Annotated in this window: 23 protein-coding genes; 10 read left to right on the forward strand and 13 right to left on the reverse strand. The window is 68.1% G+C overall.

The window, feature by feature from the left end:
- Positions 1–9 precede the first annotated feature (9 nt).
- The 5 genes from ACY5J6_RS03325 (at position 10) to ACY5J6_RS03345 (ending at position 4,380) form a co-directional block, all read left to right on the forward strand.
- Positions 10–438 carry a hypothetical protein gene (locus ACY5J6_RS03325; protein WP_462845935.1) on the forward strand — a complete coding sequence of 143 codons (429 nt, stop codon included), beginning with the start codon at positions 10–12 and terminating at the stop codon, positions 436–438.
- Positions 435–1,379 (forward strand): zonular occludens toxin domain-containing protein, encoded by a 945-nt coding sequence (locus ACY5J6_RS03330; RefSeq protein WP_462845936.1) that lies wholly within the window; start codon positions 435–437, stop codon positions 1,377–1,379. The genes ACY5J6_RS03325 and ACY5J6_RS03330 overlap by 4 nt, the downstream gene beginning before the upstream one ends.
- Before the next feature lie 321 nt (positions 1,380–1,700).
- Positions 1,701–2,570 (forward strand): IS110 family RNA-guided transposase, encoded by an 870-nt coding sequence (locus ACY5J6_RS03335; protein ID WP_462846488.1) that lies wholly within the window; start codon positions 1,701–1,703, stop codon positions 2,568–2,570.
- Between the two features lie 119 nt (positions 2,571–2,689).
- The gene (locus tag ACY5J6_RS03340) at positions 2,690–3,907 is read left to right on the forward strand and encodes an aspartate kinase (protein WP_462845937.1); all 1,218 of its coding nucleotides are present in this window, start codon (positions 2,690–2,692) and stop codon (positions 3,905–3,907) included.
- Positions 3,907–4,380 carry a phosphoribosyltransferase gene (locus tag ACY5J6_RS03345; RefSeq protein WP_462845938.1) on the forward strand — a complete coding sequence of 158 codons (474 nt, stop codon included), beginning with the start codon at positions 3,907–3,909 and terminating at the stop codon, positions 4,378–4,380. Before ACY5J6_RS03340 ends, ACY5J6_RS03345 begins: the two co-directional genes overlap by 1 nt.
- A 20-nt stretch (positions 4,381–4,400) precedes the next feature.
- On the opposite strand, the gene ACY5J6_RS03350 is transcribed toward ACY5J6_RS03345, so the two are convergent.
- The 6 genes from ACY5J6_RS03350 to ACY5J6_RS03375 all read right to left on the reverse strand — a co-directional run bounded on the left by ACY5J6_RS03350 (position 4,401) and on the right by ACY5J6_RS03375 (position 13,066).
- Positions 4,401–5,384 (reverse strand): malate dehydrogenase, encoded by a 984-nt coding sequence (locus ACY5J6_RS03350; RefSeq protein ID WP_462845939.1) that lies wholly within the window; start codon positions 5,382–5,384, stop codon positions 4,401–4,403.
- A gap of 40 nt (positions 5,385–5,424) precedes the next feature.
- The gene (gene dnaG, locus ACY5J6_RS03355) at positions 5,425–7,152 is read right to left on the reverse strand and encodes a DNA primase (protein WP_462845940.1); all 1,728 of its coding nucleotides are present in this window, start codon (positions 7,150–7,152) and stop codon (positions 5,425–5,427) included.
- The gene (locus ACY5J6_RS03360) at positions 7,134–9,719 is read right to left on the reverse strand and encodes an adenylate/guanylate cyclase domain-containing protein (RefSeq protein ID WP_462845941.1); all 2,586 of its coding nucleotides are present in this window, start codon (positions 9,717–9,719) and stop codon (positions 7,134–7,136) included. The genes dnaG and ACY5J6_RS03360 overlap by 19 nt, the downstream gene beginning before the upstream one ends.
- 1 nt (position 9,720) lies before the next feature.
- The gene (locus ACY5J6_RS03365; RefSeq protein WP_462845942.1) at positions 9,721–10,131 is read right to left on the reverse strand and encodes a hypothetical protein; all 411 of its coding nucleotides are present in this window, start codon (positions 10,129–10,131) and stop codon (positions 9,721–9,723) included.
- A gap of 86 nt (positions 10,132–10,217) precedes the next feature.
- Positions 10,218–12,419 carry a DEAD/DEAH box helicase gene (locus ACY5J6_RS03370; protein WP_462845943.1) on the reverse strand — a complete coding sequence of 734 codons (2,202 nt, stop codon included), beginning with the start codon at positions 12,417–12,419 and terminating at the stop codon, positions 10,218–10,220.
- Positions 12,420–12,442: 23 nt separating this feature from the next.
- Positions 12,443–13,066 carry an N-acetyltransferase family protein gene (locus ACY5J6_RS03375; RefSeq protein ID WP_462845944.1) on the reverse strand — a complete coding sequence of 208 codons (624 nt, stop codon included), beginning with the start codon at positions 13,064–13,066 and terminating at the stop codon, positions 12,443–12,445.
- A 23-nt stretch (positions 13,067–13,089) separates the two neighbouring features.
- Between ACY5J6_RS03375 and ACY5J6_RS03380 the strand changes: the two genes are divergently transcribed.
- The gene (locus tag ACY5J6_RS03380) at positions 13,090–14,169 is read left to right on the forward strand and encodes a PIG-L deacetylase family protein (protein ID WP_462845945.1); all 1,080 of its coding nucleotides are present in this window, start codon (positions 13,090–13,092) and stop codon (positions 14,167–14,169) included.
- On the opposite strand, the gene scpB is transcribed toward ACY5J6_RS03380, so the two are convergent.
- A complete protein-coding gene (gene scpB, locus ACY5J6_RS03385; protein WP_462845946.1) occupies positions 14,116–14,643 on the reverse strand; it encodes an SMC-Scp complex subunit ScpB in 528 nt (175 codons plus the stop codon). The genes ACY5J6_RS03380 and scpB overlap by 54 nt on opposite strands.
- Positions 14,644–14,646: 3 nt before the next feature.
- A complete protein-coding gene (locus ACY5J6_RS03390) occupies positions 14,647–15,234 on the reverse strand; it encodes an L-threonylcarbamoyladenylate synthase (protein ID WP_462845947.1) in 588 nt (195 codons plus the stop codon).
- Here ACY5J6_RS03390 and pilC point away from each other — a divergent pair.
- Positions 15,233–16,453 carry a type IV pilus assembly protein PilC gene (pilC, locus tag ACY5J6_RS03395; RefSeq protein WP_462845948.1) on the forward strand — a complete coding sequence of 407 codons (1,221 nt, stop codon included), beginning with the start codon at positions 15,233–15,235 and terminating at the stop codon, positions 16,451–16,453. The genes ACY5J6_RS03390 and pilC overlap by 2 nt on opposite strands.
- On the opposite strand, the gene ACY5J6_RS03400 is transcribed toward pilC, so the two are convergent.
- The gene (locus tag ACY5J6_RS03400; protein WP_462845949.1) at positions 16,428–16,880 is read right to left on the reverse strand and encodes an EVE domain-containing protein; all 453 of its coding nucleotides are present in this window, start codon (positions 16,878–16,880) and stop codon (positions 16,428–16,430) included. The genes pilC and ACY5J6_RS03400 overlap by 26 nt on opposite strands.
- Positions 16,881–17,015: 135 nt before the next feature.
- Here ACY5J6_RS03400 and ACY5J6_RS03405 point away from each other — a divergent pair, with 135 nt between their 5' ends.
- From ACY5J6_RS03405 to ACY5J6_RS03415, 3 genes are all read left to right on the forward strand, one after another.
- Positions 17,016–17,411, forward strand: coding sequence for a hypothetical protein (locus ACY5J6_RS03405; protein ID WP_462845950.1), 396 nt, complete (start codon positions 17,016–17,018; stop codon positions 17,409–17,411).
- A 9-nt stretch (positions 17,412–17,420) separates the two neighbouring features.
- Complete coding sequence (locus tag ACY5J6_RS03410) at positions 17,421–18,776, forward strand: FAD-binding oxidoreductase (protein ID WP_462845951.1); 1,356 nt, start codon at positions 17,421–17,423, stop codon at positions 18,774–18,776.
- A gap of 161 nt (positions 18,777–18,937) precedes the next feature.
- Positions 18,938–19,885, forward strand: a complete 948-nt coding sequence (locus ACY5J6_RS03415; RefSeq protein ID WP_462845952.1) for a GGDEF domain-containing protein — start codon at positions 18,938–18,940, stop codon at positions 19,883–19,885.
- On the opposite strand, the gene ACY5J6_RS03420 is transcribed toward ACY5J6_RS03415, so the two are convergent.
- From ACY5J6_RS03420 to ACY5J6_RS03435, 4 genes are all read right to left on the reverse strand, one after another.
- Positions 19,877–20,956 (reverse strand): prephenate dehydrogenase/arogenate dehydrogenase family protein, encoded by a 1,080-nt coding sequence (locus ACY5J6_RS03420; RefSeq protein ID WP_462845953.1) that lies wholly within the window; start codon positions 20,954–20,956, stop codon positions 19,877–19,879. The two genes, ACY5J6_RS03415 and ACY5J6_RS03420, sit on opposite strands and share 9 nt — an antisense overlap.
- Positions 20,953–21,987: a 3-deoxy-7-phosphoheptulonate synthase gene (gene aroF / locus ACY5J6_RS03425; protein ID WP_462845954.1), complete on the reverse strand. Its 1,035-nt coding sequence runs from the start codon at positions 21,985–21,987 to the stop codon at positions 20,953–20,955. The genes ACY5J6_RS03420 and aroF overlap by 4 nt, the downstream gene beginning before the upstream one ends.
- A 140-nt stretch (positions 21,988–22,127) precedes the next feature.
- Entirely contained in the window at positions 22,128–22,901 is a 774-nt protein-coding gene (locus tag ACY5J6_RS03430; RefSeq protein WP_462845955.1) for a VOC family protein, read from the reverse strand.
- Positions 22,902–22,903: 2 nt separating this feature from the next.
- Complete coding sequence (locus tag ACY5J6_RS03435) at positions 22,904–23,437, reverse strand: YceI family protein (RefSeq protein ID WP_462845957.1); 534 nt, start codon at positions 23,435–23,437, stop codon at positions 22,904–22,906.
- Positions 23,438–23,453 lie beyond the last annotated feature (16 nt).

Here is a 23,453-nt window from a genome sequence, read left to right on the forward strand (position 1 = left end):
AGGTAGCCTATGGGTGCGCTGATTAGTGGGCTTCTGGACCTTCTCCAGTGGCTGGCGGGCACGTTTGGGTCCCTCGCCACCTGGCTGGTGGATACGGTTAGGGCCGTAGCTACCTTCTTCCTCCAGGCCCTTCAGTGGGTTCTGAACACCCTCTGGAATCTGGGCCTCGAGGTTCTGCTTTGGCTGGTTAGGGGTGTTTTCTGGCTCCTCGGCCATATTGTGGATGTTCTCCTGAGCGTGCTTTTGGTCTTGGCTCGTTTGCTCCCTCAGGTTCCCTCTTCCTGGACCTTTTTTGATACCGTCATCATTCCGGCCTATAACGTGGCTAATCAGATTTTGCCCATTAGTGAAGCTCTCGCTATAGGTGGCATCTGGCTGTCCTTCTACGGTCTTATGGCTCTCTGGCGCGTCATCACGTTCATCCGGGGTGGCAGGTGATTGAGGCGTACATAGGCATTCCGGGTTCGGGGAAGTCCTACATGCTGGTTCTCAAGGGCCTTGAGGCTCTGAAGCGGGGCCGTCTCGTTCACGCTAACTTCGGCTTCATCCGGGAGAACGTCTATTTCTGGCTCCGCAAGCGCGCTGGGCTAGACCATAGGGAAGCTGTCCTCCGTACTGACCTAATCCGTGAGATCCGGGACTATTCCGAGCTTCTGAACGTCCATGACGGCGTTCTCCTTTTTGATGAGGCGCATATGTGGTTGCCCTCCCGTCAGTTTGACCTTATCCCCGTGGAAGTCATTGCCTTTTGGTCTCAGCACCGGAAGGTGGGCGTTGATGTCTACCTGGCTACTCAACGGTATGGCTCGGTGGACGCTATAGTCCGCGACTTGGTTGCCTATGTCTACTGGGCTCGGCCTGCTCCCCTTTCTCTTCAGCTTCTTCTGCGCCCGTGGGCTCGCGGTCGGAAGATTCTCCGCTATACTGCGGTCATGGATGAGTCCTTGGGCATGATGCAAAGACAAACAAAGACCATTTGGGAGGGCATAAGTCGCAATATGGTGGTCATCCTGGACCCTCTCGCCGCTTCTTGCTACGATACCTACGCTATCTTTGAGCCCCCCATAGTGCGCCTTCAACGTGAGTTGGATCCCAAAAAGAGGGCCATTTTTGACCGCATGGGATTGGTCTGGGACGCTTCTAAGGTCCGTGGTCGGCGGGATGTGCCTCGGGCTGTGGACGGCCTCCCCTACCTGACCATGCAAGACATGGCTATTGCCTACCGGGAGGGCCGTTCTCCCTATGAGCTTTTGCGCCAAAAGTGGCAAGATTGGTTAAGCTCTTTGCGTGGGCCTTCTCCTGCTTCTGCTTCTGGTCATTCTGGTTCTCCTTCTGAGCCTGAGGTATGGGACTGGTCCCGCTTCGCGTGGGGTGGCTAGGTGCCCTAGGTGTGGCATGCCTCACCGTCTGGCCCTTCAGGTGCGTGAGCATAGGCGCTTCTGCCCTTATGTGGCTTCTAGGGAATGTCCCTATGACCCCCGGCGTGGCCTCTATCGTCAGCGGCGATAGAATGGACTCTGGGGCAGGTGGAGGCCGTCCCGTATCCTGGCCTGTTGGGTCGTCTTCCAGACTGGCCTTTCCCCGTGCGGCATAGTAGTTGGCCCTTGGTGGTCGCTTGGGAGAGTGCATAGGGGGGCCTGCCCCGTTATCCTTTGTGTGTGGTCTTCGTTGGCGTGGATGTGAGTGCTCGCCGTTTGGACGTGGCCCTGGGTTCCGAGGTCCTTCAGTTCCCTAATCCCGAGGGCATTCCTGACCTGCTTCGTCGGCTTCCTCCTGGGGCCATAGTGGGCTTCGAGGCTACGGGGGTCTATGGTCGCCCTCTAGCCTATGCCCTTCATCGCTCGGGCTTCAAGGTCTACTTGCTCAACCCTCTGGCAGTGAAGAGCTATGCCCGGTCCCTCCTTCGCCGTGCCAAGACTGACCGGGCTGACGCTCGCCTAATCGCTCGCTTCTTGGCTGAGCGGCATGCTGACCTTGAGCCGTATGAGCCTACTAAGGACGTGCTCTATCAGGTGGGCCTTCTGGTCCGCTTCGCTCGTGGACTGGTCGCTCAGCGCGTGGCCGTTCTCAACCGCTTGCATGCCTGGCAGTATGCCTGGCCTGAGGGCCTGGGGTTGGTTGAGCGGGTTCCCGAGGCTCTGGCTTCTCTTCGGGAGGAGGTTGAGGGCATGGCGCTTTCTCTGCTCAGGACTGACCCCGAGGCGTGGAGGCACTTTCAGGCTCTTCAGACCCTGCCCGGCATAGGTTCTTCCATAGCCCTCACCATCCTGGCTTATTCTGGGGACCTTCGCCGCTTCCGTTCTGCCCGTGCATATGCCGCTTATACCGGGCTGACTCCGAGGGTGCACCAGTCGGGTCAGTTGCCTGAGCGGGCTACCATTTCCCGCATGGGTCCTGCTCCTCTTCGAGGGGCTTTCTGGATGGCGGCCCTTCACGCTAGTCGTGTGGACCCCTACGCTTCTCTGGTAGCCCGTTTGCTTCAGTCCGGCAAGCCCAAGAAGCATGCGATTACTGCTGTCGCCAATAGGCTGGCTCGTGCGGCCTGGGCGGTGGTAGTCCGGTGTACCTAGGGATGGCTAGGTGGGGTGCTTGACAAGTCGGGGGTTGGGAGGATACGGGGCTTGGGGAGGAAGGGCAAATGTGCTAATATTCCCTTTCAAACCGCCCCTGGGCGGGGAAGGAGGGAAGCGTGGCCCTGGTGGTTCAAAAGTACGGCGGCACCTCGGTGGGAGATCTGGAGCGGATCCATAAAGTAGCCCAGCGCATCGCCCACTACCGGGAGAAGGGGCACCAGCTTGCGGTGGTGGTCTCGGCCATGGGCCACACCACCGACGAGCTCATCGCCTTGGCCAAGCGGGTGAACCCCAGACCGCCCTTCCGCGAGCTTGACCTCCTCACCACCACCGGGGAGCAGGTCTCCGTGGCCCTCCTTTCCATGCAGCTTTGGGCCATGGGCATCCCGGCCAAAGGCTTCGTCCAGCACCAGATCGGCATCACCACCGACGGCCGCTACGGGGACGCCCGCATCCTGGAGGTGGACCCGAGGCGCATCCGGGAGGCCCTGGACCAGGGCTTCGTGGCGGTGATCGCCGGCTTCATGGGGACCACGGAAGAGGGGGAGATCACCACCTTGGGCCGGGGGGGGTCGGACACCACCGCCGTGGCCATCGCCGCCGCCCTGGGGGCCAAGGAGTGCGAGATCTACACGGACACCGAAGGGGTCTACACCACGGACCCCCACCTCATCCCCGAGGCCAGGAAGCTAGAGGTCATCGGCTACGACCAGATGCTGGAGATGGCCGCCTTGGGGGCCAGGGTCCTCCACCCCCGGGCGGTCTACTACGCCAAGCGCTACGGGGTGGTCCTTCACGTGCGCTCTAGCTTCTCCTACAACCCCGGTACCCTGGTAAAGGAGGTGGCTATGGAAATGGGCAAGACGGTGACGGGGGCGGCTTTGGACCTGGACCACGCCCAGATCGGACTCGTGGGCATACCGGACCAGCCGGGCATCGCCGCCAAGGTCTTCCAGGCCCTGGCCGATCGGGGCATCGCCGTGGACATGATCATCCAGGGGGTACCCGGCCACGACCCCTCGAGGCAGCAGATGGCCTTTACGGTGAAGAAGGACTTCGCCCAGGAAGCCCTGGAGGCCTTAGAGCCCGTCCTCTCGGAGATCGGGGGCGAGGCGGTGCTGAGGCCCGACATCGCCAAGGTGTCCATCGTGGGGGTGGGCCTGGCCTCGGCCCCGGAGATCCCCGCCAGGATGTTCCAGGCGGTGGCCTCCGTGGGGGCCAACATCGAGATGATCGCCACCAGCGAGGTGCGCATCTCGGTGATCGTCCCTGAGAGGTACGCCGAGGCCGCCCTAAGGGCCGTCCACCAGGCCTTTGAGCTGGACAGGCCCTGATGGAGCGGGTTTTTCTCTCCTGGGAGGACCTCCTCGGCCTGGTGCGCCGCCTGGCCCTCGCCCTCCTGGGTGAGGAGTTTGACCTGCTTTTGGGCATTGCCCGTGGCGGCCTGATCCCCACCGCCCTCCTGGCCCAGGCCCTTTCCCTGCGGGAGATCCTCACGGCGGCGGTAATGTTTTACGAGGAAGAGGCCACCCTGCCCGAGCCCGTCTTCCTGCAGTTTCCCCCGGACCCCCTGCTCTTCGGCAAGCGGGTCTTGGTGGTGGACGACGTCTGGGACTCGGGGCGCACGGCCTTCGCCGTGAAGGCCCGGGTGCGGCAGGCGGGAGGGGTTCCCCGGGTGGCCACCCTCCACTTCAAGCCGGGGCGGAACCGGGTGCCGGACCGCCCGGACTTTTACGCCGAGGAGACCGAGGCCTGGGTGGTTTACCCTTGGGCCCCGGAGGCCTGGTGGGGAAAGGGCCCCGCTTAGGGGCCCCACCCTGACGGGGTTCAGATCAGCCCCAGGGCCTTCACCTGCTCCATCTCCTCCAGAAGCTCCTTTGTGGTGATCTCCATGCGCTTCCGGGCGAACTCGCCCACTTCCAGGCCCTCCACGATCCGGTAGCTTCCCCCTTTGGCGGTTACGGGGAAGGAGTAGACGATCCCCTCGGGGATGCCGTACTCCCCCTGGGAGGGGACGGCCATGGAGACCCAGTCCCCCTCCGGGGTGCCCAGGGCCCAGTCGCGGATGTGCTCTATGGCGGCGTTGGCGGCGCTGGCGGCGCTAGAAGCCCCCCGGGCCTGGATGATGGCCGCGCCCCGCCCCGCCACGGTGGGGATGAAGGTCTTCTCGTACCACTCCATGTCCACCAGCTCCAGGGCGGGTTTGCCGTCCACCTCGGCGTGGAAGAGATCGGGGAACATGGTGGAGGAGTGGTTGCCCCAGACCGTGATGCGGCGGATGCGGTCCACAGCGACCCCCGTCTTCTTGGCGAGCTGGGCCTTGGCCCGGTTGTGGTCCAGGCGGGTCATGGCGGTGAAATTCCTCGGGTTCAGGCCCGGGGCGTTCTTGTAGGCGATGAGGGCGTTGGTGTTGGCGGGGTTGCCCACCACCAGCACCTTCACCTCCTTCTTGGCCACCTCGGCCAGGGCCCGGCCCTGCTCGGTGAAGATCCTGCCGTTGGTCTCCAGGAGGTCCCGCCGCTCCATGCCCGCTTTCCTGGGAGCCGCCCCCACCAGAAGGGCGTAGTCGGCGTCCCTGAAGGCCACCTTGGGGTCGTCGCTGGCCTCTATCCCCGTCAGGAGGGGAAAGGCGCAGTCCTCCAGCTCCATGATGACCCCCTCCAGGGCTCTCATGGCCTGGGGGATCTCCAGAAGCTGCAGGATCACGGGCTGATCCTTGTCCAGCATCTCTCCCGCGGCGATGCGGAAGAGGAGGCTGTAGCCGATCTGGCCTGCGGCGCCGGTCACCGCCACGCGAACAGGGCTTTTCATCCTCTACCTCCCTTGGGCCTACGCCCAGAGCATTTTACCCCTAGAGGCCTCGGTAGATGCGCCTCTCCGCCTCTATGGCTTGGTCCAGCTCCTGAATCTCCCGTAAAAGCTCCAGGCTAGGGCTTTGTTGCAGAAGCTCCTTCAGCTTGGCTCGCCTTTCCAGGTAATAGGCCTCCCGCAGGCGGGCCAGGGCCTTTTCCGTCACCTCGGGGAGGCGGGCCTCCTCCACCTCGGGGGCCATCATGAGCCGCTCAAAGAGGATACCCCCGGCCTCCTTGCGGCTTAGAACCTGGCGCAGGTAGTCCTTGCGGGGCTCCTTTCGGGCGAGCTCTAAGAACTCCCCCAGGAGGGAGCCTTCCGGAGGCCAGACGTGGTCGGATACGTAGAGCACCCAGTCCAAGAGGCGCTCCTGGGGGAGGGAGAGGAGGAGGGCGATGATGTCCAGCTCCAGGAGAAGGGCGCGGTTTTTGGGCTCGGCCTTGGGGGGCGGGGGCGGGGGGGGCTTGCCCCGGCGGCGGCTTCGGAGGTACTCGTCCAGCTCCTTTGGGGAGAGGCCCAGGCGTTCCACCACCAGGGCCTTGAGCCTTTCCGCCACGGGGTCGAAGGGCTCGGGGGAGAGCATCCTGGGGGTGAGGGTTTCCAGGACCTTCCGCTTGTGTTCGGGGCGGGAAAGGTCCAGGCCCCTCACCGCCTCCTGGAAGCGGAACTCCACCTCGGGGAGGGCTACCTCCAGGGCCCGTTGGAAGAGGGCGGGGCCCTCGGGGTGGAGGAGAAGCTCCCCGGGGTCCTTGGCGGGGAGGCGCACGGCGTAAAAGAGGAACTGCCGGGCCATCTCCAGGTCCAGGCTCTGCAGGGTGGCCTTTTGCCCGGCCTCGTCGGCGTCAAAGGCCAAGTAGACCTCCCGCACCTCCTGGGCCTTGAGGAGCCGGGCCTGCTCCTCGGAAAGCCCCGAGCCCAAGACGGCCACGGTCTCGGGGAAGCCCATCTGGTGGAGGGCGATGGCGTCAAAAAGCCCCTCCACCACGATGGCCCGCCCCTCCCGTAGGTGGGCTTTGGCCTCGGGGTAGGCGAAGAGCACCTCCCGCTTGCGGAAGAGGGGGGTTTCCGGGGAGTTCAGGTACTTGGGAAGCTCGTCCCCCAAGGCCCTTCCCGTGAAGGCCACGATGCGCCCCAGGTGGTCCTTGATGGGGAAGGTGATGCGGTGGCGGAAGCGGTCAAAGAAGCGCCCGTCCCGTTCCGCCAGTACCCCCGCCTTGAGGCCCTCCTCCGGGCTTACCCCGTGGCGGGCGAGGTAGGCGAGGAGGCCTTCCGCCTTGGGGGGGGCGTAGCCCAGGCCAAAGCGGGAGAGGCTTTCCGGGGTGAGGCCCCGCCCCTCCAGGTACGCCCGGGCCTCCGGATGGGCGGCAAGCCCCTCTTGGAAGTAGGCCTGGGCCAGCTTGAGGACCTGCAAAAGCTCTTTGCGGGGCCCGGGGCCTCCCCGCCTTGCGAGTTCCACCCCGGCCTCCTCCGCCAGGCGCTCCAGGGCGGCCTGGAAGTCCAGGCCCTCTATCCTCTCCACGAAGGCGATGAGGTCGCCCCCGGCCTTGCAGCCGAAGCAGTGGAAGAGGCCCTTCTCCTCGTCCACGTAGAAGGAGGGGGTCCTCTCCTGGTGAAAGGGGCAAAGCCCCTTCCAACGCCCGCGGCCCGCGGGCTTCAGGGCCACGTAGCGGGAAACCACCTCCTTCAGGGAGAGGCGGCGTTTGATGGCCTCTATGGCCTCCCCGTCCATGCTCCCCTCCGCCTACGCCAAAGCTGGCGGACCCACCTTCCCAGCATACCGTACCCCCGGAGGTCAAGGGGTTCTTCCCCCGCCAAGGCCGCCTTCCAGGAGGCCGTGAGGGGCACCGAGGGGGCGAAGCCCAGGAGGTGGTCCACCCGTTCCCCCTCTTCCAGGAGGAGCTGGGCCCGGAGGAGCCGGGCCACCTCCAGGTGGACCAGGAAGCCGGTGCGTTGGGTCTGGTAGAGGAGGTGCTGGGAGAGCACCCGGGCCTTTTGGGGGCTTTGGGGCCAGTGGTAGAGGGCCAGGGAGGTGAGGGCCAGGTGGTGCACGTAGGGGTTGGAAAGCCGCCTGGCCTCCCGGAGGGCTTCCTTCAGAAAGGGCTTGGGGTTTTGTCCCCAAAGCCAGCGGTGGTGGGCCAGGGCCAGAAGGGCCAGACCCCGGCCGTCCTGGTGCTTTCGGGCCTCCTCCAGGAGGTGCTCCTGGAGCCTTCCCTTTAGGGTCCAGGCGGTGAGGAGGGCGGCGGCGAGCCAGGGGTGGGGGGTTTCTCGGTAGGCGGCCTCCCCCTCGGCCAGGGCCTCCTCCAGGCGGCCCGTTTCCATGAGGAGGCGGAGCCGGGTGGCGTGGAAGCGGGCCTGGGCCTCGAGGTCCCCCTCCTCCTTGGCCTCCAGGAGGGCCTCGGCCTCTTCGTAGCGCCCCAGGTCCATGAGGAGGCCCGCCTTCAGGCTCCGCCCGTGGAGCCTCAAGGCGGGAGGGGCCTGGGGAGGCAAGGCCTCCAGGACCTCCAGGGCCTGCCGGGGCTGGAAGGCCCGCCAGAAGGCTCCCGCCAGGGCCAGGCGGGCCTGGGCTTCCTCCAGGGGGTAGGGCTTGAGCCCCGGAAGCAGGGGAAGGAGCGCCCAAGGCCCTTGGGCCGCCTTGAAGGCTTGGAGCACCGGGTCCTGGGAGCGGGGGCCTCCCGGGGCCTCCTCGGCCAGGCCCAAGGAGGCCAGGACGTCCTGGCGCTCCGCTTCCAGGAACTCCCGCAAGGAGGGGTCGGCCTCCAGGGCCTTCCCGTAGAGGGGAAGGGCCTCTTCCGGGTGGCCTTTCCGCCAGGCTTCCTGGGCCAGGAGGCGGTAGACGTGGGCGGCCTTGCGGGCCTCCCCCGCCCCTTGGAGGTGGTGGGCCATGGCCAGGAGGTCGCCCTTCTGCCTTAGGAGGTCCGCGGCTTCCCGGTGCCAGGCCCGCGCCTTCTCCTCGGGCATCAGGGTTCGGGCGGCCCGGGCCACCTCGGGGAGGGGTCTTCCCCCTTGCAACAGGCCCTCCCGCTCCAACCGCTCCCGGGAGAAGCGCCCCACCAGGGCTTCCAGGACCTCTTCCGGGACCCCTCCCAGCACCCCCCAGGCCAGGAGGGCCTGGCGCTCCCGGGCGGGCAGGGCGTCCAGGGCGGGCTGGAGGGCGAGGAGGAGGGGTTCCTTGGGGCCGGGGAGGGCCAGGGTGGGGGCGAAGAGGGGCGTGCGGCTTTCCGCCAGAAGGAGGAGGCGGGGAAAGGGGTGGGGGAGGAGCCGGGCCAGGGTGGGGTCAGGGCAGTGCAGGTCCTTCAGGACCAGGAGGAGGGGCCCGGGCAGGCGCAAGAGCACCCGCCGCCAGGCCTCGAGGATGGCCCCTTCCAGGGCTTCCCGGCTCCAGGAGGGCCTTGGGGCCAGCCCCAGGCTGTAGCGCCAGGCCAAGGCGAGCCCCTCCGGGAGCCCCGCCCGTTCCACCACGGCTTCGGGCGCTCCCAAGGCCCTTTCCACCGCTTCCCGCAGGCTGGCCCGAAGGGGGGTTTCCGGGCCCATGCGCTCCAGGACCACCACCGGGAAGGGGAAGGGTTCCTCGAGGAGGCTTTCCAGGAGGAGGGTCTTGCCGCTTCCCGGGGGGCCCACCAGGTTGAGGCGGCCGGGAGGCCGGGCCAAGGCCTGGCGGAGTTGGGCCAAAAGGGCTCTCCCCTCCGGGCCTAGGTCGGGGCGCACCCGGTGGACCCGGGCCACCTCCACCCTTCCCAGGCCCTTGACCTCCATGGGGCCTAGGGGCTCGGCCTCGGTGCCGGGGGCCAGGGCCAGGGTGGCGGCGTCGGTGAGGACCTCGCCGGGGGCGGCCAACTTGCTCAGCCGTTCCGCCAGGACCACCGGGGGGCCCACGGCGGTGGGTTCCCCCGCCTGGCCGCTTCCCAAAGGGGCCCAGAGGGTGAGGCCGCTCGCCACCCCCGCCCGGGCGGGGAAGGGGGAGGCGGCCACCATCTCCAGGGCGGCCCCCAAGGCCCGCCAAGGTTCCCGCCCCCTGGCCCTGGGGGCCCCGAAGAGGACCAGGATCCCGTCCCCCAGGAAGCGGTGGACGAAGCCCCCGTGGGCCCGGGCCACCCGGGCGGCCTCCTCCAGGGCCCCCTGGAGGCGCTGGTAGGCCGGGGCCAGGCCCTCCCGGAAGCCCTCGCTGGAGGCCACCAGGTCAAAGAAGACCACGCTCACGTGGCGCCGTTCCTCGGGCAGGAGGGCTTCCAAGGCCCGGCCGCAGGCCATGCAGAACCGGGCCTCGGGGGGGTTTTTCTGCCCGCAGGCGCAGCGCATCTCACTCCCGGAAGAGCATCAAAGGAGGCCAGAGGAGGACCTCGGCCTCCTGGGGCAAGGGGGCTTCCCCGTAGACCAGCACGGGCACAGGAGCCTCCAGGAGGTAAAACCCCTCCCCCAGGGCTTCTGCCCTCCCCCCCAGGCGGTAGGTGGGGCCTTCCCGCCGCAGAAAAGGCCTCCCTTCCAGGGGTTGGACCTCCCGCGCCACCCCGTGGAGAAGGGCCTTTACCCGGCCCGCGGGGGCCGGGAGGGCTCCCCGGTCAAAGGCGTAGACCAAATGCTCCCCGTAAAGGACCTCCACCAGGGGGCTTCCCCAAGGCTCGGGGAAGAGGTGGACCTCGAAGGCGTGGGCCTGGAAGCGCTGGTAAAAGGCCTCGGGGCTTTCCTCTATGGCCCGCTTTGGGCCGGTCATGGGTAAAAGTCTACGCGCCCAGGCCGGGATCTCGCAACATGGGGTACCCGAACCAGGGCTTGGGGGCCCCCGCCGCGGTGGGGTACCTAGTGCACCGCCCGGGCCGGGAGGGAGAGGGCGAGGTGGGCGGCCAGGAGGAGGGCGGCCTCCTTGTCCAGGTACTGGTTGCCGTTGCCGCACTTGGGGGAGAGGACACACCGGGGGCACCCTTCCTCGCAGGGGCAGGCCTTGAGGAGTTCCAAGGCGGCCCGAAGCCACTCCGGGAAGCGCCGGGCGGCGGCCCGGACGTAGCCCACGCCGCCCGGGTAGCCGTCGTAGATGAACACCGTGGGCCCTCCCCCCGAGGGCAGAGGCCTGGGGTAAAAGGGATAGGAAAACCCCCCGATGTCCTGCCTCTCCGCCAGCACGAAGAGGGGAAGGAGGCCGATCAGGGCGTGCTCCAGGGCGTGGATCCCCCCGGGGACCCGATGGAGGGGGACCACCTCCTTGGGGTGAAACCAGAGGGCCTCGGTGGGGAAGGCGATCTCGGGCAGGTCCAGGGGCACCTCTTCCAGGACGCTCCCCGTGAAGAAGCGCTTCTTCACGTAGCCCACCACCCGTTCCCGCAGGACCACCTGGCCCACGAAGACCCCGTGGCCCACGGGCTCCCCCGAGAGCACCTCCAGGTCGGTTGCCGCCCGCGGCTCGGTGTAGTAGTCCTCCAGGGCGGGCAACAGCCAGATCTCCCGCCTAAGGGGGTCGTGGTTGCGCACCAGGTAGCTTTCCCCCTGGTGCAGGTAGATGGCCCCGGGGTGGGCCTCCCAGTAGGCCTGGCGCTCGTCCAGGTGGCCCAGCACCTCCCCTTCAGGGCCCCTCAGGGTGAAGGTCGCCCCCAGGCCCCGGAGGCCGATCTCCCGGTGGGGGTGCCTTTTTTGCGTGTAGTAGAGCCCGTCCTTCTCCTTGAGCTCCTTGAGGGCCTCCGGGCAGCGGACCTCTTCCCGCCGGAGGGGCCATTCCCAGGCGGCGGCGTGGAGGTGGAGGGGGCAGAGGACGGGGTTTTGGGGGTCGGCCACGGCCTCCTCCGGGGGAGTTTGCAGGAGGAGGTGGGGGCGGTGGAGGAAGTACTCGTCCAGGGGGTCTTCCCGGGGGATGAAGACCACCAAGGCCCGCCTTTCTCCCCGGCCGGCCCGCCCCGCCCGTTGCCAGAAGCCCGCCACCGAGCCCGGGTAGCCCACGAGCACCACGGCGTCCAGCTCCCCGATGTCCACCCCGAGCTCCAGGGCGCTGGTGGAGACCAGGACCCGCACCTCTCCCCGCTTCAGGGCCTCCTCCAGCCTCCTCCGGTCCTTGGCGGTGTAGCCCGCCCGGTAGGGGCGCACCCCGGGGTGGGCAGCGTAGCGGGCGATGAGCTCGGCGCTTTTGCGGGAGTTGGCGAAGACCAGGGCCCTGAGGCCCCCTTCCGCCAGGGTCCTGGCCAGGTAGGCGGCCTCGAGGAGGGCGCTCCTTCGCCTTTCCCCTTTGCGGTCCAGGGGCTTGGGCAGGAGGACGAGGAGCTCCCTTTCGGAGCGGGCCACCTCCTCCCGAAGCTCCACGAAGGGGAGGCCGGTGAGGGTTTCGGCGTGGGCCTTGGGGTTTTGGATGGTGGCGCTGGCGGCGATGACCTGGGGGCTCGCCCCGTAGCGGCGGGCCAGGCGCAGGAGGCGGAAGAGGACCAGGGCCACGTGGGTGCCGAATACTCCCCGGTAGGCGTGGAGCTCGTCCAGGACCAGGTAGCGGAGACGGGAGAGGAAGGAGGCCCACTCCCCGTGCCGGGGAAGGAGGCCGAAGTGGAGCATGTCCGGGTTGGAGAGGAGGACGAGCCCCCGTTCCCGGGCCGCCTTGCGGGTGGGCCCGGGGGTGTCCCCGTCGTAGGGGAAGACGCCTTCCAGGCCCAGGGTCTGGGCCATGGCCTTAAGGCGCCTCAGCTGGTCGTGGGCCAGGGCCTTGGTGGGGAAGAGGAGGAGGCTGGTTCCTCCTTCCAAGGCCGCCTCGAGCACGGGCACCTGGAAGACCAGGCTCTTCCCGGCGGCGGTGGAGTAGGCCATGACCACGTTCTTCCCGGCTTCCACCTCCTTGAGGGCCGCCACCTGGTGGGCGAAGGGCGAAAGCCCCAAGGCCCGGACCACCTCGGCGAAGGCCCCCTGGTAGGGGGCTGGCCTGGGGGGGTTCTGGGGGAGGAGGCGGGCGAAGACGATCCGCCCCCGGAACTCCTCCTCCGCCTCCAGCCACTCCCGGTAGCTGGAGAACCCCCGAAGCGCTTCGGGCAGCACCCCCTCATTATGACGCCGTCCCCCTAAACCTCCCTCACCCACACCTCGTGGACCAGGGGGCGGCCCAGGTAGGGGGCCCAAAAGGGGCTTGCCCGCTTGGCGTAAACCCGGAAGCCTAGGCTCCTATAGAGCCCGCGGGCTGCCCGGTTGGCCCGAGTGGTGGAAAGCTGCACCCCCCTGACCCCTTTTGCCCTTAAACACTCCAAGAAAGCGGCCAGGAGGGTCCTGCCGAGGCCGCGCCCTTGGGCCTTGGGGTCCACGGCGATGTGGAGGTGGGCGGGGTAGGCCTTCCGTGGGGCCTTGGGCCCCGGGAAGAGGAGGAGGCGGAGGAGGTAGCGGAGGTGGGGAAGCCTGGGGCCGTAGCCCCCCAGGAGGAAGCGCAGGAGAACCCCCGGCAACCGGGCAAGGAGGGCCAGGGCCAGGGGGAGGAGGGCGCAGGCCCCCAGGATGTACCCCACCACCTGGCCCCCCTCCTCGGCCACCAGGGAGCAGCACCCGGCCCTCAGGTAGGGGGCCACGAAAAGCTCGCCCCAGAGGGCCTCGCTGGGGAAAACCCCAGACCCTTCCCGGCCCAGGAGGAGGGTCTTGTGGGAGAGGCGGGCGATGGCGGGCAGGTCCTCCGGGCGGGCCGGGCGCAGGGTGGGCACGCCTCCAGTTTAGAATGGCCTCCGTGCGCCGCCTGGCCCCGTGGCAGTGGCTTCTTCTCTTGCTCCTCCTTTACCTGGGGGTGGGGGAGGCCCTGAGGCTGTGGCTGGGGCTCCTATGGACCGAGCGCTTGCTGGTGATCCTGGCGGCCTTGGGGGTCTGGGCCTTCATCAACGGCCGTTTCCTCTTCGCCTCCTACCACGCCCTCTTCTCCGCGGCTCGGGTGCGCCGCCTGCCCCTCTTTCCGGAGCCTGGGCAGGGGGAGCACCTTCTGGTCCTGGCCCCCCATCCCGACGACGAGGTGCTGGCGGCGGCGGGGCTCATGCGCCGCACCTGGGAGCGGGGGGGACGGGTGAGCGTGGTCTACCTCACCTCGGGGGACGCCTTTGACCTGGCGGCGGGAAGCCCCCTTCCCTCCCAGGAGGCCATGCGCCGCCTGGCCCTGAGGCGGATGGTGGAGGCCTGGCGGGGCCTCGAGGCCTTAGGCCTTCCCCGAGAGAGCGCCTATTTTCTGGGCTTTCCGGACCAGGGGCTTTTCGCCCTCTTCACCACCCACTACTACCTGGCCTACGAGAGCCCCTACACGGGCCTCAAGGCCGTGGCCTACCCGGGGTGCTACCGCCTTGGGCTTCCCTACACGGGAAAGGCCCTGGAGGCCACCTTGGTGGAGCTTCTGGAGCGCCTTAGGCCCACCCGGATCCTCCTGCCGAGCCCCCTGGACGCCCACCGGGACCACCAGGCCACGGCCTACTTCGGCATGCAGGCGGCGGCCTTTTTGGGCCTCGAGGGCCGCCTGGAGTACTACCTCATCCACGGGGGCTACCAGTACCCCTTGCCCAAGGGCCTCCACCCGAGGCTTCCCCTCTATCCCCCGCCCAGGGGGCGGGGGCTTCCCTGGCGCCGCTTCCCCCTCACCGAGGGGGAGGTGGGCCTCAAGGAGAGGGCCATCCGCGCCCACAGGAGCCAGATGCGGCTTCTTTCCCGTTTCCTCTTGGCCTTCGTGCGGCAGAACGAGCTCTTTAGCCCCCTGCCCGTTCCCGCCAAGGAGGCCCTAGCCCCGGAGGAGGAGGGGTGGGCCCTCCTCGAGGGGCGGGAGGTCCTCTAGGCTCTCCAGGCCGAAGACCTCCAGGAAGCGTTCCGTGGTGCCGTAGAGCTTGGGGCGGCCGGGGGACTCCTTCTCCCCCACCACCCGGATAAGGCCCCGCTCCAGGAGGCTTTCCAGGACCCCTTCCACGCTCTTTCCCCGCATGGCCTCCAGCTCCGCCCGGGCAACGGGCTGGTGGTAGGCGATGAGGGCCAGGACCTCCAGGGCTGCCTTGGAGAGGCGGGGCGGGGTGGGTTTGAGGACCCTTTCCACCACCGGGAGTACCTTTTCGTGCACCAAAAGCCGCCACCCCCCCGCCACCCGCTCCAGGGCCACGCCCAGGTGGCCGGCCTCGAGGTCCTTCTCCAGGGCCTCGAGGGCGCGGAGGAGGGCCTCCTCGGGGTGGCCCAGGGCCTTGAGCTCCTTGAGGCGCACAGGCCTCCCGGCGGCGAAGAGCACCGCCAGGATCTCTGCCTTCAAGCCGGGCCCTTCCATGGGCTAGGCAAGGTAGGGGAGGAGGGCCTCCTTGGGAATGGCCCCTTCCCTCAAGACTTCCCCGGTGCGCAGGTCCACCACGCTGGAGGCCAGGCCCCCCGCCTCTCCCGGGAAGACGAAGTCCACGGGGAAGGTCCGGGCCTCGGCCTCGCTTCTCACCGGGGGTTCGCCGCTTTTATTTAGGCTGGTGGCGGCGGCGTGCCCCCCTACCCGGCGGAGGAGCTCCCGCAGGAGGTCGTGGGCGGGCATCCTGAGGCCCACGGAGCCGTCTTGGCTGATCCAGGGGGGGATGCCCTTCCCCGGGACCACCACGGTGAGCCCCCCCGGCCAGAAGATCCCTGCCAGGCGCAAAAACTTCTCTTTCAGGAGGCCGAGGTCCACAAGCTTTAGGGCGCTTTCTAGGTCCGCCACCAGCACCTGAAGGGGCTTGTCCTCGAGCCTACCCTTGACCTCGTAGATCCTCTTGCAGGCGGCCTCGTCCTCCATGAGGGCCAACACCCCCCAGACCGTGTCCGTGGGGAAGGCCACCAAACCCCCTCCCTTAAGGGCCTCGGCCCCTTTGGCCAGGGCTTCCTGGTATACTGCTACCATGCCGGTTTACCAGTATAAGGCCCGCGACCGTCAGGGCCGCCTGGTGGAGGCCACCATTGAGGCCGAGGACCTGCGCACCGCCGCCAGGCTCCTCCGCGACCGGGGCCTCTTCGTGGCCGAGATCAAGGAGCCTGGGCGGGGCCTGCAGGCCGAGGTGCGCCTTCCCGTTTTGGAGCGGGGTCCTGGCCTTCGGGACCTCGCCATCTTCTCCCGGCAGCTCGCCACCATGCTGGGGGCGGGCCTCACCCTCCTCCAGTCCCTGGCCATCCTGGAGCGGCAGACGGAGAACAAGAAGTTCCGGGAGATCCTCAAGCAGGTGCGCACGGACATAGAAGGGGGCACGGCCTTCTCCGACGCTCTCGCCAAGCACAAGCTCTTCTCCCGCCTCTACGTGAACCTGGTGCGGGCCGGGGAGACCTCGGGCGGCCTGGACCTCATCCTGGACCGGCTGGCGAGCTTTCTGGAGAAGGAGCTGGAGCTAAGGGGCAAGATCCGAAGCGCCATGACCTACCCGGTCATCGTCTTCGTCTTCGCCGTGGGCGTGGCCTACTTCCTCCTCACGGGGATTGTGCCCCAGTTCGCCCAGATCCTCACCGATCTCGGCTCGGAGCTTCCCCTCCTCACCCGCTTTCTCATCGCCCTCTCCGACTTCTTGCGGGCGGCTACCCTGCCCCTTCTTCTCCTTTTTGTGGTCCTCTTCTTCGCCTACCGCTGGTACTACGGCACCCCCCAGGGGCGGAGGGTCATCGACCGCATCAAGCTCAGGGTGCCGGTGTTCGGCAACCTCAACCGCAAGACCGCCGTGGCCCGCTTCTCCCGCACCCTGGCCCTCCTCCTCACAAGCGGGGTGAACATCGTGGAGGCCCTGGACATCACCAAGGGGACGGCGGGCAACAGCGTGGTGGAGGAGATCGTGGAAGGGGCCAAGCTGAAGATCCAGCAGGGTGACCCCTTGAACCTCACCCTGGCCCAGCACCCCTTCGTCTTCCCCCCCATGGTGAGCTCCATGGTGGCCATCGGCGAGGAGACGGGGGCTTTGGACACCTTGCTTTCCAAGATCGCCGACTTTTACGAGCGGGAGGTGGACGAAGCGGTGGCCAGCCTCACCGCGGCCATTGAGCCCCTCATGATCATCTTCCTGGGGGTCATCGTGGGCATGATCGTGGCCGGGATGTTCCTGCCCCTCTTCAAGATCATCGGGACCCTCTCCGCGCAATAAGCCTCTCCGCCACCTCGGGGGGAACCGGCATCACGGAAAGCCGGTTTCCCCTCCGCACCAGGGGGTGGTCTGGGGGAAAGAGGGTTTTGAGCTCGGCCAGGGGGATGAGGGACCATTTCTCCACGAAGGCCACCTCCACCGTATACCAGCGGGGCTTCGCCGGCGTGGCCTTGGGGTCGTAGTAGGGGCTTTCCGGGTCAAACTGGGTGGGGTCGGGGAGGAGGGTGCGTACCACCCGGCAAAGCCCGGCGATCCCCGGGGGGGTGGTGCCCGAGTGGTAGAAGAAGCAGAGGTCGCCCTCTTTCATCTGCATCAGGTAGTTCCGGGCCTGGTAGTTCCGCACCCCGTCCCAGATGGCCCGGCCTTCCCGCTCCAGGTCTTCGATGCCGTACACCTGGGGTTCGGACTTGAGGAGCCAGTAGGCCATGCTTCGCAGTCTAAAGGCGGATTTACTCGCTTCCAACTTCCCAGGGCCATGAAGGAGTCTATGGTTGGAAGTATGCGTAGCTTAGGGCTTTGGGGAATCGGCCTCTTGCTCGCTGCCTGTACCCTGACGGTGGAGGTGCGCTTACCTTACCGGATTAGCCGCTTGGAGACGCAGCCCACCTACTGCGCGCAAGGGAACACCCAGCTGGATTACCGCCTCGCCCTAGAGGGCTGGGTGGACGGGCTTTGGTTTTACTGGGTTCCCGATGGGACCTCCCCTTCCGCGGCCTTGGCGGAGGAAACCTTCTACCTGAAGGGACCTTTCTCCGGCCCCGAGGTCCGGGGCTTCCTCACGGTGAGCCCCGAGGGCCGGGTGCTGGGGGGGGTTGCGGTGCAGGGCGTCAGGGTGGAGCCTCTGCCCGACAGGCGCCTTTGGGTCCGGGGGGTGCGGGACGGCGTCTTGGGGCCTTATGTGGGCGCCGTTAACGTGGTGAGGCCCGATTCCACGTTCTTTTGCGACCCTTCTTGGTAGGCTAAGCCCATGGCGCTTTCCCGGGCCCAAGGGATTCTGGACGAGCTCAAGGCGCTCTTCGGCCCCCGGGCCCTCCTCTCCCGCCCCGAGAAGGAGGTCTACCGCTACGACGCCATCCTGGTAGGGGAGGCTCCTCTAGCGGTGGTCCTGCCCGAGACCCGGGAGGAAGTGGCCTTCTTGGTCCGCCTGGCCCGGCGGCGCGGGGTGGCGCTGGTGCCCCGGGGGGCGGGAAGCGGCCTCTCCGGCGGGGCGGTCCCGGAGGAGGGGGCCATCGTGGTGGCCTTCACCCGCATGACCCGCCTCGAGGTGGACCCTCACACCCAGACGGCCTGGGCCGAGCCCGGGGTGACCACGGCCCGGGTCTCCGAAGCGGCGAGGCCCTACGGCCTCTTCTACCCCCCGGACCCCGCCTCTTACCGCACCAGCACCCTGGGAGGGAACCTGGCGGAGAACGCCGGGGGGCCTCTCTGCTTTAAGTACGGGGTCACCGGGGACTACGTGCTGGAGCTGGAGTGGGTGGACGGCGAGGGAGAGGTCCAGCGTCAGGGGCGCGCCGCCTACGACCTCCCGGGGCTCCTCATCGGCTCGGAGGGGACCTTGGGCCTGGTGACGGGGGCGAGGCTCCGCCTTCTCCCCTTGCCCCGGTACCGGGCCACCCTCCTGGCCCACTTCCCCGGGGTGGAGCCCCTGGCCGAGGCGGTCTCCGAGGCGGTGGCCTTGGGGGCCGTGCCGGCCCGCATGGAGTTCATGGACCCGGCCTGCGCGGGCGCCGTGGAGGACTACCTGAGGATGGGCCTTCCCCGGGGCCGGGCCCTTCTTTTGGTGGAAACGGACGGGGACGAGCCGGAGCTCGTGGAGGAGGAGCTTTCCCTGGTGGAAGCGAGCGCCCGACGCCATGGGGCCGAGGTGGTCCGCGCGGGAACCGAGGCGGAGGCCGAGGCCCTGTGGCGGGCCAGGCGGGCGGTGAGCCCTGCCCTGGGCCGTATCCGCCCCAAGCGGGTGAACGAGGACATCGCCGTGCCCCGCTCGGCCCTGCCCCAGGTGGTGCGGGAGATCGAGGCCTTGGGAAAGGCCTTCGGCCTCGTGGTGGTGCAGTTTGGCCACATCGGGGACGGGAACCTCCACCCCAACATCCTCTTTGACCCCAGGAGGGAAAGCGAGGAGAGGGTCTTTGAGCTCGCCCACGAGATCGCCCGGGTGGCGCTAAGGCATGGGGGGGTGCTCTCCGGGGAGCACGGCATCGGACTCATGAAGCGGGACTTCATGCTGGAGGCGGTGGACCCCGAGACCCTGGGGGCGCTCCACCGGGTCAAGGAGGCGCTGGACCCCCTGGGCCTCTTCAACCCGGGCAAGGTTTTGCCCTAAATACCCCGCTCTGGCGAAAGCCAGAGCGGGGGCCCCACCCTAAGTACCCCAAAAGCTCTCTCCTAGCCCTATTTCGGGCATCCCGGGTTGCGAAACCCACGTGCGGGCACCGAGGGTTGCTTTTCACGCGCCTTTCACCGCCAGGGGAAGAGAATGGAAACATGGAAGGGCTTTACCGGGCCCTTTACCTGCTTGCCTGGATAGGCCTTCCCCTGGGCGTGGGCCTCCAGCTCCTGGCCCGCCCTCCCAGGGGCTGGGAAAGCTGGGCCTACCCCCTTTTCGGCCTCCTCTTTCTGGCGGCCCTTAGGTGGGGGCCCAAGGGGGCGCCCCGCTTGCTGGTCCATGCCCTGGGGTGCTACTTCCTCTTTGAGATGGCGCGGGTCCGGGAGGCCTGGTGGGTGGTGGGCTTCTGGTCGCCCTCCTTGTACCTGCTTTCCGCCTTTGCCTATCCCTTACCCTGGGCCCTCCTCGCGGGCGCTTTCTGGGGAGGAGCTTTGGCCCTCTTCCCGCTCTGGCTGGGGCACGGGGAAGGGGTCATTTACGGCCACTTCGCCCTGAGCCAGCCCGTTCTTCTGGCCTTGGCCCTCCTCCTCGCCCGCTTCCGGGAGCTTTACGGCCAGGCCCGCTTTTGGAAGGAGCAGGCCCTCACCGACCCCCTCACCGGCCTCCCCAACCGCCGGGCCCTGGAGATGGCCTTGGAGCGGGAGGCGGCCCGGGTGGAACGGGGGGAGGAGCCCTTTAGCCTGGTGCTTCTGGACCTGGACGATTTCAAGAGGGTGAACGACGAGAAGGGCCACCCGGAGGGGGACAGGCTCCTTAAGGAGGTGGGGCGCTACCTGGTGGGCCACGTGCGCAAGGGGGATCTGGTGGGGCGGTGGGGAGGCGAGGAGTTCGCCCTCCTCCTGCCGAAAACCCATGGAGAGCAGGCAGCGCGCTTGGCGGAAAGGCTTCGGGAGGGCCTAAAGGGCCTGGGGGTCACGGCGAGCCTCGGGGTGGCCACCTATGGGGGGGACCTTGCGGACCTCTACCGCCGGGCGGACCAGGCCCTCTACCGGGCCAAGGAAGGGGGCAAGGACCGGGTGGTCCGGTCCACCGCGGAGCTAGGGTAGGCGGTAGCCCGCCTCCTGGAGCACCGCCCTCGCCCGTTCCTTTTCCTCCCGGGTGGCGAAGGAGAGGCGGAGGGCCCCCGCGGCCTCCCGGATGGTGAGGACCTCGATGTCCTTGATGTTCACCCCGGCCTCGCCGAGGGCGGTGGCCACGCGGGCGATCTCCCCGGGGCGGTCCGGCATCTGGACCACGAGGTCGTGCATCTCGGGGAGGAGGCTTCTGCGCACGATGGGGAGGCTGTCCCGGGTGCGCTTGGCCTCCTCCGCCGCCTGAAGCAGGCCTTCGGGCTCGTCCAGGAGGCCTTCCAGCTCCAGGAGAACGCCTCTAAGCTCCTCTATGGCCTCCTTCAGGGCCTCCTTGTTCTCCACCACCATGTCCCGGCTCATCCTGGGGGACCCGGAGGCCACCCGGGTGAGGTCGCGGAAGCCCCCCGCCGCCAGGAAGATGAGGAGGTCCCGATGGGGGCTTCGCGCCACCATGCGGTTTAGGGCGAGGGCCAGGAGGTAGGGGAGGTGGGAGACGCGGGCCACCAGCTCGTCGTGGAGGAGGGGGGGGACCTCGAGGGGGTAGGCCCCCAGGGCCTCCACCAGCTGGCGCACCCCTTCCTTGGCCTTAGGGCTCGTCCTCTCCGTGGGGGTGAGGACCCAGACGGCGTTCTCTAGAAGCCCCGCGTGGGCGTTTTCCACCCCCGCCCGTTCGCTTCCCGCCATGGGGTGCCCCCCCAGGTAGTGGGGGAGGAGGCCTTCCAAGAGGGCCACCACCTTCCCCTTGACGCTTCCTACGTCGGTCCAGAGGCTCTCCGGGTGGGCCCAGGGGGCGAGGGCCTTCCCCAGCTCGGCTAGCGCCCCCACGGGGGCGGCCAGGACCCCCAGGGAAAGCTCCCCCACCCAGGGGCCCACCTCGGTGTGCACCCGGTCGGCCACGCCCAGGAAGAGGGCCTTCTCCAGGGCCCTAGGGTCTTGGTCATAGGCGTGAACCTCCTCGGCCAGGAAGCGTTCCTTAAGCCCTAGGGCCACGCTTCCCCCAAGGAGGCCCACGCCGAAGACGCCCACCTTGCCGAAAAGGGGCTTCATCCCAGGACGGGGGTGGAGAGGGTCTTGTCCAGGGCGGCCACCAGGCGGCGCACCTGGTCCATGAGCCTGGCGAACTCGTGCTCGTGGAGCTGTTGGGCGGCGTCGGAGAGGGCCTTTTCTGGCTCGGGGTGGGTTTCCACGATGAGGCCGTCGGCCCCGGCGGCGAGCCCCGCCAAGGCCAAGGGGATGACCCAGTCCCTCTTGCCCGCCGGGTGGGAGGGGTCTATCCAGACCGGGAGGTGGGTCCAGCTCTTGAGGACGGGCACGGCGGAGACGTCCAGGGTGAAGCGGGTGGCCTTCTCAAAGGTGCGGATGCCGCGCTCCACCAGGATGACCCGCATGTTGCCCCGGGAGAGGACGTACTCCGCGCTCATGAGGAACTCCTCCAGGGCCATGCTCATCCCCCGCTTGAGGAGGACGGGCTTGCCCACCTCGCCCACCGCCTGGAGGAGGGGGAAGTTCTGGGCGTTCCTGGCCCCGATCTGGAGGACGTCGGCGTACTCGGCCACGAGCTCCACCTGATCCGGGGAGAGGACCTCGGTGACGATGGGGAGGCCCGTTTCCCTTCTGGCCTCGGCGAGGATCTTTAGGCCCTCCACTCCCAGGCCCTGGAAGGCGTAGGGGCTCGTGCGCGGCTTGAAGGCCCCGCCCCGGAGCATGTGGGCCCCATGGGCCTTCACGTAGCGGGCGGCCCTAAGGGTCTGCTCATGGGACTCCACTCCACAGGGCCCTGCCGCCACCATCACGTGGCCGCCCCCGGTTCTCCCTGTGGGGAACTCCAGGACCGTGGGGAAGGGCTGGACCTCGAGGCTCGCCAGCTTCCAGGGCTTGGAGATGGGGATGACCTCGGCCACCCCGGGAAGGGCCCGGAAGTGCTCCATGAGCTCGGGGGTGGGCCCCCGGCCGATGGCCCCCACCAGGGTGGTCTCCACGCCCCAGGAGACGTGGGGCCGGTAGCCCACCTTCTCTATTTCCCGGACGACCTCCTGAAGCTCCTCCTCCGTGTGCCCCCGCTTCATCACGATCAGCATGGCTTCCCTCCTAAAAGCTTTGGGCGCCCCCTTTGGGGGGCGCCCTTTGTGCGGTATGGCCTACGCGCACCGCAGGGCGCCCCCGGCGGGGTAATAAAAGCCGAAGTAGCGCCCTAGGGTCCGCATAGTTGGCCTAGAGTCTAAAGGGAGGGAGGGGGCTCCGTCAAGACCCGGGCCGAGGCCCCGGTGGGGTCGGGGTACTCCCCGGGAGGCGCGCCGGGAGGGGCGAGGAGGGTGTAGCCCAAAAGCCCCGTGGCCCCAGGGGGCGCCTTCCGTCTTCCCGCCCAGGTGTTGGCCCCCACGTGGTGGTGGTAGCCGTCCCAGGCGAAGAAGAGGGCCCCGGGGTAGGTGCGCAAGGTCACCTCCATGCCGAGCTTGCCGCGGAAAAAAGCCTCCGCCTCGGCCAGGTCTTCCACGTGCAGGTGGATGTGCCCGAGGAGGGTTTCCGGGGGGAGGGGGGTGGGGTCCGGGTTTTCCGCGAGGAGCCCCTCCAGGTTCAGGGGCGCCGTGAACATGAGGGGGCCCTTGGGCCACGCTTCCTTGGGGCGGTCCCGGTAGAGCTCCAGGCCGTTCCCCTCGAGGTCGCGGAAGTAGAGGGCCTCCGAGACCCCGTGGTCCGCCGCCCCCTCGAAGTGGACCCCCGCTTCCAAGAGCCTGCGGAAAACGCCGGCGAGGGCCTTGCGGTGGGGCAGGAGGAGGGCGAAGTGGTAGAGGCCCACGGAGGGGTAGGGCCTCGAGGGGGCCGCAGGGTCGTGAAGAAGCTCCAGGAGGAAGCCCTTCCCTTCGGGGAAAAGCCGATAGCGGGGCGAGTCGGCCTCCACCTTTAGGCCCAGGAGGTCCCGGTAGAAGAAGAGGGTGGCTTCCAGGTCCTTGACCCTTAGGCTCAAGGAAAGAAGCCGCCGGGGAAAGGCCATTACTATGCCACCGCCTCCTTGGCCTTCACCGCCTGGGTGTCCACGCTGAAGCGCACCTCCTCGCCCACGAGAAGCCCCCCGGTCTCCAGGGGCATGTTCCAGGTGAGGCCGAAGTCCTTCCGGTTCAGCTTCCCCTCAAAGTGGGCGGCGATGCGCTCGTTCCCCCAGGGGTCCTTCGCGGGGCCATGGGTTTCCACCTCAAAGGCGAGAGGCCGGGTCACGCCCCGGATGGTGACCTCCCCTTCCACCCGGTAGCGGCCCTCCCCCAGGGGGGTGATCTTCTCGCTCCTGAAGACGATCTCCGGGTGGTTGGCCACGTCCAGGAAGTCCGGGGAGCGCAGGTGGTTGTCCCGGTCGGCTACGCCGGTGTGGATGCTGGCCGCGTCCAGCCGGGCCTCCACCCGGATGGGCTTCCCAGTCTCGTCGGTTTCCACGTACCCCTCCTTGAGGCCCACCGTCCCCCTCACCGTGGCGATCACCATATGCCGTACCGCGAACTCCACGCTGGTGTGGGCAGGGTCCAGGTTCCAACGCATGGTCTACCTCCTTGGG

It is taken from the genome of Thermus sp. H19.2 (assembly GCF_054979525.1).

Coding starts and splice junctions, on each gene's coding strand:
- ACY5J6_RS03360 (WP_462845941.1), bottom strand. CDS start 9,719: ATGCGCTGCGCCTGCGGGCAGAAAAACCCCCCCGAGGCCCGGTTCTGC.
- ACY5J6_RS03430 (WP_462845955.1), bottom strand. CDS start 22,901: ATGGCCTTTCCCCGGCGGCTTCTTTCCTTGAGCCTAAGGGTCAAGGAC.
- ACY5J6_RS03415 (WP_462845952.1), top strand. CDS start 18,938: ATGGAAGGGCTTTACCGGGCCCTTTACCTGCTTGCCTGGATAGGCCTT.
- ACY5J6_RS03325 (WP_462845935.1), top strand. CDS start 10: ATGGGTGCGCTGATTAGTGGGCTTCTGGACCTTCTCCAGTGGCTGGCG.
- ACY5J6_RS03400 (WP_462845949.1), bottom strand. CDS start 16,880: ATGGCCTACTGGCTCCTCAAGTCCGAACCCCAGGTGTACGGCATCGAA.
- ACY5J6_RS03350 (WP_462845939.1), bottom strand. CDS start 5,384: ATGAAAAGCCCTGTTCGCGTGGCGGTGACCGGCGCCGCAGGCCAGATC.
- ACY5J6_RS03390 (WP_462845947.1), bottom strand. CDS start 15,234: ATGGTAGCAGTATACCAGGAAGCCCTGGCCAAAGGGGCCGAGGCCCTT.
- aroF (WP_462845954.1), bottom strand. CDS start 21,987: ATGCTGATCGTGATGAAGCGGGGGCACACGGAGGAGGAGCTTCAGGAG.
- ACY5J6_RS03410 (WP_462845951.1), top strand. CDS start 17,421: ATGGCGCTTTCCCGGGCCCAAGGGATTCTGGACGAGCTCAAGGCGCTC.
- scpB (WP_462845946.1), bottom strand. CDS start 14,643: ATGGAAGGGCCCGGCTTGAAGGCAGAGATCCTGGCGGTGCTCTTCGCC.
- ACY5J6_RS03345 (WP_462845938.1), top strand. CDS start 3,907: ATGGAGCGGGTTTTTCTCTCCTGGGAGGACCTCCTCGGCCTGGTGCGC.
- ACY5J6_RS03365 (WP_462845942.1), bottom strand. CDS start 10,131: ATGACCGGCCCAAAGCGGGCCATAGAGGAAAGCCCCGAGGCCTTTTAC.
- pilC (WP_462845948.1), top strand. CDS start 15,233: ATGCCGGTTTACCAGTATAAGGCCCGCGACCGTCAGGGCCGCCTGGTG.
- dnaG (WP_462845940.1), bottom strand. CDS start 7,152: ATGGACGGGGAGGCCATAGAGGCCATCAAACGCCGCCTCTCCCTGAAG.
- ACY5J6_RS03420 (WP_462845953.1), bottom strand. CDS start 20,956: ATGAAGCCCCTTTTCGGCAAGGTGGGCGTCTTCGGCGTGGGCCTCCTT.
- ACY5J6_RS03435 (WP_462845957.1), bottom strand. CDS start 23,437: ATGCGTTGGAACCTGGACCCTGCCCACACCAGCGTGGAGTTCGCGGTA.